Below are 9,171 nucleotides of genomic sequence, written 5' to 3'. Positions count from 1 at the left end.
CTCTCGTCCGCAAATCGGGCAGAAGAAGGCCGATGTGTTCTGGTCTCTTCGTTGGAGCTTTCTGCATTGCAGGCAGGCAAAGGTGCGATTACTCATGACGCCTAACGTTTGACATGAGCGGGGACGCAAGGGCGCAGCCCTTGTGGCATCCGCTCGATGGAATGGTTAGGCAACTGGACTGCTCCGGCCTTACCCATAAGAAGCCGTGACAACTCTATGCCTCCTCGACATGCACGGAGCTTGCCTCGCTTAGCAGCAGCATCACCGCTCGCCCAAGAACCCGCATAGCAACGTCGCGATCTGTCAGATGATCACAGATGTACAGCCCTTCAGACGTCACGGCCAGACTCACGTGTGGGTGATCAGAAGCGGTAACTTCGGGTTCAGGCGTTAGCGCCGCCACAAGCTTTGCACCTCGCTGACCGTCGACCAAATGCCGCTCTCCTTCTGGGAGACGCAGCAGATACTCATGCCCCATGAAACTCGTCCGTTGCTTGAAGGTGCCTAACGTTTGACATGAGCGGCTCGCCGAAGGCGAGTCCGCTCGATGGAAGGGTTAGACCTCTGTGGACGAAGCCACAGAGGAAGGCCCACAAACAAGCCGAAGTGTGAGTCAGCACGTCCGACAAACCGATAGGCCCGATGACCCACGTTACGTGCGCTGGCCGCCAACGGACGGACAGCCCGCGACAACCGTTGCGACCTGCCCCGCGAAGCCACCGCCAATGGATGCCCGCACGATGCGCGCGACCACGAGGTTTGGCCGGATCGCGCAGTCGTTTGATGAAGCACCGTTTGCATAGCTTGCACTGCTTTCGAAGGCACCCTGCCAAACCAACACTGAGGTCTAACGTTTGACATGAGCGGGAGCAACCGGCTTGCCGGTTGATCTCCGCTCGATGGAAGGGTTAGACCTCATTGTTACTCGCGACCCACTCAACCAGGAGGCCATGCTGCTTAAGGAGGTGTTGGATTTCCTTCGCACGGCATTCAGCATGTGAGCCAAGAGCGATGCCGACATCGGACGTCAATCGGTCTTGGAGCTGGTCGAGCGGGATTTGGGGGACCTGCACTGACACGGAGCGCAACGCCGCAAGCGCTCGCCCAGAGACCTTCTCCGTTGCATGCACCCTCACGAAGACCGAGCCCGAACGCCGCATCTCCGGAAAGCTACGAGCAACCATGCATTCCACGCGCCAATCGCAGGAGGTGCAGGTAGACGTGACCAAATCACCATGCTCTAGTTGCTCAATCGGTGATGCGCACTTTGGGCAGGCTCGTTCGCGTTTCATGAGGTCTAACGTTTGACATGAGCGGGAGCAACCGGCTTGCCGGTTGATCTCCGCTCGATGGAATGGTTAGGTTTCATTCTCACCGCCGATGGCCTTTCGTCGCATGAGAACGGCTGCAAGGTAGATGCAGAACCAAAACAGGAATGTCATGAGCATGCTGCCCCAGCGCACCATATCTGCGCCGGCAAGTGCAGCGAGGAGATCGACTGAACCCGCTGGCGATAACCCATGGCCATCGACGATGTATGCGAACGGCCAGCCGCCAGCGACGAACCGGCAACCGCTATCGCAGTCCATGGAGCCGGGATGGGCAAGCTCGACCGTCCCGGGCACGCAACTCGACACCAGCGTCATCGCCATACTGGCCACCGAGGCACGGACAACTCGAACCGAAAGACTGCCGCTCAAATGAGACCTAACGTTTGACATGAGCGGGAGCAACCGGCTTGCCGGTTGATCTCCGCTCGATGGAAGGGTTAGACAGCGACCGGCTCGCATGGCCCGTTAACCCGAACCCAGCAGGCTGCGCAGGCTCTTCACTGCCCCGGCTCGGAAGTTTCGCTGACGCGCCACCACCTGCAAAGCACTTGGTGAACCAGCTCAACCGGTGCGCTGGCCGCCAACGGACGGACAGCCCACGAAGAACTCGGCACGCTTCTGCTCGCATGGCACTGCTTTCAATCGGCCGATGTCTAACGTTTGACATGAGCGGGAGCAACCGGCTCGCCGGTTGATCTCCGCTCGATGGAATGGTTAGCTGGCGTTCTTCCGAATGCCGCCAATGATGCATCTGAGTTCTTCTTCAAGCGCAGCGCGTGTCTTTGGCACCTCGTTTAAAAAGTAGTCAGACGCCTTGTCCCAGGCGTCGTACTTCTTCTGTATGCCCGAATCCGGGAGTGCTGCGTTTTCGTGACGAGCATAGACCCCGAAGCCAATGACCTTCCCACGCATCCCATTGAGGAAGGCTTCGATTTGGTCGCAAAGTGGCTGAGGAAGATAGATGCGGTTCTTGTCGAAGTACCGATAGAACTCTGCGGACTTGGTCATCGCAGTGTTGTACTTTTCCATCTTGCTGGGATCACCTGCCCATTCAACGAGCGACACGAAGTCGTGGGTAGCCCATTGAGCTTCTACAAGAAGTCCGTATGCCTCGGCCACAGCCTGTGGCTCGACGCTCATGGAGTTTTGAAAGAAGTATTGGGTTTTCCTGAGCAACTAGATGTGGTTCGTGTCGTAGCTGTTCAGCAGCAGTGTTTGATGCGCTGGCAAGCTCAGACTTGAAGCGCTCCAAGTCTATTGCGACAAGCTGGCCCAGCAAAGAGCGAGCAAGCCAGCCAAGGACTGCGAGTAGTACAGCGTTTCCGCCGAACGCTAGGAGGATTGTTTCCCAGGGGCTCATATGCCAGCTAACGTTTGACATGAGGGGTGACCGGCCGGCGCAGCCGGCTGGGCATCCCCTCGATGGAATGGTTAGGTGTCTTTATCGTCAAACACATAGCTAAGTGGAGGAAGAAACGCCAACGCAAGAACTGCCCCATCCATGAGTGCTATGACCGTTGCCAGAACAGATTCCCACGGCAAGTAGACAACCGCACCAGACACTAACACCCAAGAGTTAGAGACGACATACATCGTGATGAACATCCACCTCGCCCATGGTCGGAAGAAGTAGAGCCCCACCGCACTTATCAGCCAAAGAAGCTGCATGGCCCACCACATCGCCATTGCGGCGGCGGGTGGGACTAATGATCCTTGCCCAGCCACTTGGAGAGACGATTGCAAGCTCAGAGGCAAAGGCAGTTCAAGGTTTGTCAATACAGCTAACAGGATTGTTAATCCAGCCGCGGCGAGCACCAAGCGTTGAAAGAGGCGTACGAGGCCCGCACGCGAAAGACTAACAATTTCGGGCGGATGATCCCGAACATCAGCGGCGGGCGGTCTATACCGGTTGTTCATCGAGTTGGACACCTAACGTTTGACATGAGCGGGGACACAAAGGCGCAGCCTTTGTGGCATCCGCTCGATGGAATGGTTAGATCTCTGTGGCCGAAGGCATGCCCCGAGCTGCCGAAGCCGCTGCCCCATGCTAATAACGAACCGACCCAACCCTGGTGGCTGACGCTCGGCGCGTGACACCTGCCCGCTCGCAGCGCCGTTGGAGGTGAAGCCACCACCGCCACGCAGACGCTGGGCGCCAGCAAGACACTCCGAGCCACGGGTCAGAAGGACAGCCATTTCAGATGCTTCTCGACGGCACATGCGCTCGGGCCGAACTGAGATCTAACGTTTGACATGAGGGGTGACCAGACGGCGTAGCCGGCTGGGCATCCCCTCGATGGAATGGTTAGGCGTCTGTTTCACGGGAGTGGATGGACTAGCCGCCGTTGCACCAGCCACAGCCAAGTACGAAGTGATTTTTCCCCAAGATGGACAGGCCGAGGTGTTCTGGGCATCCATCCCTTCTTGCTTCTCGTGAGACGAACTCAGCAATTGCATGTCGAGCGGTTGTTCCTTCCACCAACTTGAGCGCCTGAATCACCTTCCTAGGATCGCCCCGAAACTCGGCATAGACCAAACCTGAAAACCCTGGGTATGGATTGTCGAATGAGAGTGTCACTTTGGTGGTCTTCGCTCCGATAAGCTGCACTGGCTCGCGCAGCGACACGCTGATGACTTCGTCATACCCGCTCTCGTCATTGGCCGAGACTTCAATGCCTAGTGATTCGAGTGAAGATTTCTTGGCGGCGAAGGACCTCAGGATCTTCAAGCTGTCACCCCGACACATGAGAGCGTTTGCAAGTTGCATGTTGACGGAAGAAGCCGTCACTCCCTGCGCTCTCGCGTTAGCCGACAAGATTCCTACGAGAAGTGCGATCAGGGTCATGCCTATCTGACTCAACGAGACCTCCTGATGGTTTCGCACAGTTGGACGCCTAACGTTTGACATGAGCGGGCCGCCGCAGGCGGATCCGCTCGATGGAATGGTTGGGCGTCATTCTCGGCCGGGCTCGCAGCTTTCGCAAAGCAGCCTTTTCTTGCTTCGAGAACTCACCGAGCTTCGGCATACGCTCCCGCCGCACAGCGGCCTCAACTCAACTGACTGCCAGGCGCAGCACTGCGGCGCGAAGCGCCCCTAACCGCCTGGCTTTCCGACGACCTGAACAAAGAGCTTCGCACTTCTAACGGGCACCCGTCTCAAGAGTCAGTCGCCTCCGCGAAGCGACTCGGTTGCGACGCGCGCACCGACTTGCTTTCGCGTGCCTCCGAACTCAGTTTCGGCTCGAACGCCACTGATGACTCAACGCACCGAGCAAACCACGCTCGCTCCAGCATGACGCCCAACGTTTGACATGAGCGGGAGCAACCGGCCCGCCGGTTGATCTCCGCTCAATGGAAGGGTTAGGACGCATTCTTGCTCGACCGGACGTAGTAGTTGTCGAACTCGCCCTGCTCCACCAGGGCAAAGCCGTGCCGCACGTAAAAGCGATTGGCGTCGCTTCCTTTGAGAGCGCCAACGCGAACCGGCCTTCCCATTGCTTCGGCCTCTGCAAATACCTGTGCGAGTGCCGCGGTACCAATACCTTTGCCCTGTTGCTCCGGACGGATGTAGAGATGGTCTAGCAGAACCCCAACGCCTTGATGCCTGACCACTAGGAACCCTACCCGGGCACCAGATCTCACGATGTGGCGCGTGTGATCCGGAGAGAAGGTCGAAAGGAAGCGTTCGCGCGCTCGAACTGGGTCAAACCGCCCGACTCGCTCCAGGCTCTCGCGCATCGCTTCGACCCGGAGATCCGCAAGCTCCTCCGCCTCGGAGGGAGCCACCGGCTGAAACTTGATGCTTGTCTCAGTCTCCATGCGAATGCGTTCTAACGTTTGACATGAGGGGTGGCCAGACGGCGTAGCCGGCTGGACATCCCCTCAATGGAATGGTTAGGTTGCTTCGCGCTGAGAGAGCCAAAAGATGAGGGACTCATTGAAACTCTCGGCGTCGACTGAAAGGTGCGCCCTTCGATGGCAATTTGGACACAGCGCAATGACATTCGCCGGGTGGTCTGGCCCACCATCTGCAAGCCGAAAGACATGATGCACCTCCAGGAAGGGTCCCGCTTTTGTCTTGAAAGGAGCGCCTTTGAAGCAGGCTTCACACACTCCCTTTGATCGAACCAGCGCATAGCGACGTACTGCTTCGGCTCTCCGAGCCACGTCGGCCTTCTTTTGCTCTAGCGAAGCATCAGCGGGCAGCGTTTCTAGCGCAATGGCACGCAGTTCGGCAAGGCTTAGCTTGGACGGAAGGCGGCCAGATGCCATATAGAACTTCCGCGGCTGTTCAGCGACATTGTTCGGAACAGGGGGCAGGAATCCGAGATGAAAGACGACCGCATTCCTCTGATCGCCATTTCGATCGGGGCGCTGTTCAGTGTGATGCCCCAAGTACTCGACTTCGCCTAAGAAACGAAGTTCGTCCTGAGGCGTTGACTCGAAGAGAAGAATCTTCTTGCCATCTTGAGCATGCTGGGCAATAGCAGCATTCCCCCGGATCAGTTGCATGTCTCCGACCTGCCCTTCTCCCGTGTACCAGAACGTTCCGTCGGGATTGAACTTGTCGTCATACCCGTAGGCCGCGCCTGCGGCGCTGGTAAAGGCAAAGATCAATCTGGCGGACGTCGGGGTTGATATTCCGCCCCGCTGCTGCCCACCAAAACGTCCGTGGATGTCGCGGCGGCGGTTATAGATCGCTCCGACTACGAACGGATGGTCAAGTGCTGTCATAGCAACCTAACGTTTGACATGAGGGGTGACCGGCCGGCGCAGCCGGCTGGGCATCCCCTCGATGGAATGGTTAGGCATCGCTGTTCACTGCGGAAAGGCGACGGCCAATGCCACCGCGAACACGGATGGCGGCACAAGGCCGAGGATGTACCTGGCGGGCAAACCAGCAGGCACCTTCAGCAACCCAAGCACTGCGCCCACTGCGAAGCATGCTGCGTATGGGCTAACGCTCGTTAGCCACAATCTCCCAAATGGCGAACCCGGCTTCTTCCTGAGCGAAGACAAGGTGCCTAACGCCAGTGACCACAAAGGAAAGTAGGAGCGGCGTAAGCGCGCCGAGCACAACGACTACCCATTTCCTTAGCGGCGGACGAAAAGCTCCGAGGAAGACAAGAGCAACGGGGATGCCAAGCTCAAAGGCAGCAGCGAGATAAATGCTTGTTTGTGTGTCCATGCATCAATTGTCGCGCCTGCGATGCCTAACGTTTGACATGAGCGGTGGCCGACCGGCGTAGCCGGTTGGACATCCGCTCGATGGAATGGTTAGCCGCCTGCCGCGCGCATAGCCGTAGTGAGTTCTTTGGCAAGCTGAACATACTTAATCACTGCATCTGGGGGCGGCGAGAAGTCCGTGGAGTGAGCCGCCTCGTTCCGCATAGCACGTAAGTCGTGGAAAAGAGCTATCCAGTTTGCGTCGAGAACCTGCGCTCTCTGAACAGCGCGGATAGCCCAAAGCGTACTTCTTGCTGGCCGTGCTGCTGATACCGGCTCCGAGAGATCACGGCTCCGAACCAAATTGAAGAGCGCGTCTTCTACTTCAATCCAGGCTGTGACGATTGCCCCCCGAGGATCGCTGCTGGCTCTTGCCGCCGCGCTTGGGCTAATGCTTTCGTTCTCAGGAGTACGCGGAATGTCCGCTTCAGCATCAACAGCGCGAACGTAGTTCTCGAACTCAAATTCGGCCGAACCCCATTTCCCCTTCTTTAAACGAGCTAATAGCGCCGCAAGCTCTTTCCTGAAAATGAACGCTATGTACACGGCGGCTATAGGCCAAGCAATGCTACCCAGCAGCTTGAATACGGCCTCAATCAGAGTGTCCCAGGTAAAGGTTGACGTTGCTGTTCGTACAGGCGACGAAGCTGCTGGCACGCTCGGCGTTGTTTGAGTGGTAGTTTGCGTCCCGCAATGGAGCGTAATCTCTTGCACCATTGGCTCGGCAGGCTTGCTCCGAGTTACTGTGACTCTCTTGGGCGGATCTTCTTTGCACGTCGGCTGCGCTGAATCTGCCGCAAACGATGGGGCTCCCAAGGCTTGAGCCAGTGCAATCATTCCAATGTGTTTGACGGAAAACATGGGAGCTTTCAGGCGGCTAACGTTTAGGGTAACCGGCTTGCCGGAGGCAAGTCCGGTTGACCCGATGGTTATGCGTAGGCCCATGACCAGCACGAACCGTGAACAGCCAAGGCTGGCGAACGAAGCTTGGCAACCCGCTAACTCTTGAAGGCCGATTGCGTGGTGACAAGCACTTTGCTGCTGCAAGCCAGAAGGAAGCACGGTTTCTGCGAGCGCCCGATGAACCGACCAACCCACACACGCAACTGAACGGCGCGAGCCGCTCGGTGCTACGCGATGCCTGAACGTGGAACGCTTCGGTGTTGACTTGACTCACGGCCGCCTCAACTACGCAGGAAACCCAAACGGGATGAATGCTGAGCAAACGTATAACGTTTGACATGAGGGGTGGCTTGACGGCGCAGCCGGCAAGCCATCCCCTCGATGGAATGGTTAGACGTCTGGTTGCTTCGAACTGAATGCCTCGTGCTCATGGCTTCTTCTTTGATTCGTAGTTTCTTGCTTGGTCTCTAGCGACGTTTTGAAAGAGCGTCCACGGGCACGACTCCGAAAACGTTCGAAGGGAGGCAGCAGCCGCATTCGACTCTTTGGCCGCAGACAAGTCCTCCGCCTGGATAAGAGCCTTCATAAGAGCTCGATTCCAGCCGCGCTCGTTCTCTCTGAGGTCACGAATTGAGCGAGCGAACTCTTCCGGCGACAGATCTTCCGGCATTGAATGCCCGGGCAGGCAGATGGTGACGTACTGCGCCACCCGTGACCTAGTTTCCGCCGTGGCCTGAAGCGCGAGTTGATCCACGGGTTGATTTGCGAGCGAGTGGAACCACTCGACTTGCTGAGATAACTCGACGTCATTCATACAGAAGATGTTCGGGTCTCGGGACGTCTAACGTTTGACATGAGCGGCGACCGACCGGCGCAGCCGGTTGGGCATCCGCTCGATGGAGTGGTTAGCCGACGACGCACCTCGAACGGGCTGGTAGTGCGACACCACGGGAAATGGCTCGTAGAAGTGATGAAGCAGCCTCTTCCACTCCTGGTACTCGGCAGACTGCCGGAAGCCAACTTCGTGAGCTTCGAGCGTTTGCCAGACGACGAGCAAGATGTACTCGTTGGGCCGCTCGATGCACCGCTGTAAATCGTGTGAGACGTAACCCGACATAGACGAGATGATGCGCTGCGCTTGCAGGAATGCAGCCTCGAACTCGCTCTCCTGCCCAGGCTTCACTTGCAGTGGCGCGACTTCAAGAATCATGCTCCGCTCCTCCCTCTACCTCGAACCAAAGCACCGGTGTCGATTGTCTTCTTTGACTCTGGCACGGTGCTGCCCGTTGGCGGCTAACGTTGAGCTAAGCGGCAGCCGAAGGCTGTCCGCTTGAGCGACCCGGTAGGTTTCTTGGCGAGGGCAAACGCGATGACCTCAGCAAGCCGAGAAACCAACCGCCTGAATTGAGCGCCGATGATGGCGCACCACCCAACGCAGGGCAAACCAGAACCCCGCGAGCGACGGATGCTGGCAGCCCAACGATAAACAAGCCGGCTGGCGCGAAGAGGACACGCGGGGGCACGATCAACTGCAACGCTTTGGCTCAGCCATAGCCACACAGGACGTGCACCGTTCGCCAAGAAATCTACCGTTTGACATGAGCGGTGGCCTGACGGCGCAGCCGGCAGGACATCCGCTCGATGGAATGGTTAGGCGTCACCGCTCAGAGTCTTTGGCTTCAGGTGTCGGCTCTGCTGGCCGGTTCGGCAG

Annotated in this window: 7 protein-coding genes and 1 pseudogene; all 8 read right to left on the bottom strand. The window is 57.9% G+C overall.

Annotated features, from left to right (window positions below; all coding sequences use genetic code 11):
* Positions 1 to 1,358: 1,358 nt before the first annotated feature.
* Positions 1,359 to 1,652 carry a hypothetical protein gene (locus tag AC1KAT_RS22035; protein WP_480329485.1) on the bottom strand — a complete coding sequence of 98 codons (294 nt, stop codon included), beginning with the start codon at positions 1,650 to 1,652 and terminating at the stop codon, positions 1,359 to 1,361.
* A gap of 393 nt (positions 1,653 to 2,045) precedes the next feature.
* Positions 2,046 to 2,471, bottom strand: a complete 426-nt coding sequence (locus AC1KAT_RS22030; protein ID WP_480329483.1) for a hypothetical protein — start codon at positions 2,469 to 2,471, stop codon at positions 2,046 to 2,048.
* Between the two features lie 1,195 nt (positions 2,472 to 3,666).
* On the bottom strand, positions 3,667 to 4,176 hold the full coding sequence (locus AC1KAT_RS22025) for a hypothetical protein (RefSeq protein WP_480329481.1): 510 nt from the start codon (positions 4,174 to 4,176) through the stop codon (positions 3,667 to 3,669).
* Positions 4,177 to 4,691: 515 nt separating this feature from the next.
* Positions 4,692 to 5,150 carry a GNAT family N-acetyltransferase gene (locus AC1KAT_RS22020; protein WP_480329479.1) on the bottom strand — a complete coding sequence of 153 codons (459 nt, stop codon included), beginning with the start codon at positions 5,148 to 5,150 and terminating at the stop codon, positions 4,692 to 4,694.
* Positions 5,151 to 5,225: 75 nt separating this feature from the next.
* Entirely contained in the window at positions 5,226 to 6,065 is an 840-nt protein-coding gene (locus AC1KAT_RS22015; RefSeq protein WP_480329477.1) for an HNH endonuclease, read from the bottom strand.
* A gap of 543 nt (positions 6,066 to 6,608) precedes the next feature.
* Complete coding sequence (locus tag AC1KAT_RS22010) at positions 6,609 to 7,418, bottom strand: hypothetical protein (RefSeq protein ID WP_480329475.1); 810 nt, start codon at positions 7,416 to 7,418, stop codon at positions 6,609 to 6,611.
* A gap of 469 nt (positions 7,419 to 7,887) precedes the next feature.
* Entirely contained in the window at positions 7,888 to 8,274 is a 387-nt protein-coding gene (locus AC1KAT_RS22005) for a hypothetical protein (protein ID WP_480329473.1), read from the bottom strand.
* A gap of 111 nt (positions 8,275 to 8,385) precedes the next feature.
* Positions 8,386 to 8,670, bottom strand: a pseudogene (locus AC1KAT_RS22000) (antibiotic biosynthesis monooxygenase family protein); the annotation flags it as partial.
* Positions 8,671 to 9,171: the final 501 nt, after the last annotated feature.

The organism is Piscinibacter sp. PDB5-1 (assembly GCF_056676035.1).
The sequence above is the reverse complement of the archived record's forward strand: the minus strand, read 5'-3'. Positions and strand labels throughout refer to the sequence as shown.

Excerpts from the sequence above, each read along its gene's own strand:
- AC1KAT_RS22035 (WP_480329485.1), bottom strand. The coding sequence starts at position 1,652 with ATGGCGATGACGCTGGTGTCGAGTTGCGTGCCCGGGACGGTCGAGCTT.
- AC1KAT_RS22030 (WP_480329483.1), bottom strand. The coding sequence starts at position 2,471 with ATGAGCGTCGAGCCACAGGCTGTGGCCGAGGCATACGGACTTCTTGTA.
- AC1KAT_RS22025 (WP_480329481.1), bottom strand. The coding sequence starts at position 4,176 with ATGACCCTGATCGCACTTCTCGTAGGAATCTTGTCGGCTAACGCGAGA.
- AC1KAT_RS22020 (WP_480329479.1), bottom strand. The coding sequence starts at position 5,150 with ATGGAGACTGAGACAAGCATCAAGTTTCAGCCGGTGGCTCCCTCCGAG.
- AC1KAT_RS22015 (WP_480329477.1), bottom strand. The coding sequence starts at position 6,065 with ATGACAGCACTTGACCATCCGTTCGTAGTCGGAGCGATCTATAACCGC.
- AC1KAT_RS22010 (WP_480329475.1), bottom strand. The coding sequence starts at position 7,418 with ATGTTTTCCGTCAAACACATTGGAATGATTGCACTGGCTCAAGCCTTG.
- AC1KAT_RS22005 (WP_480329473.1), bottom strand. The coding sequence starts at position 8,274 with ATGAATGACGTCGAGTTATCTCAGCAAGTCGAGTGGTTCCACTCGCTC.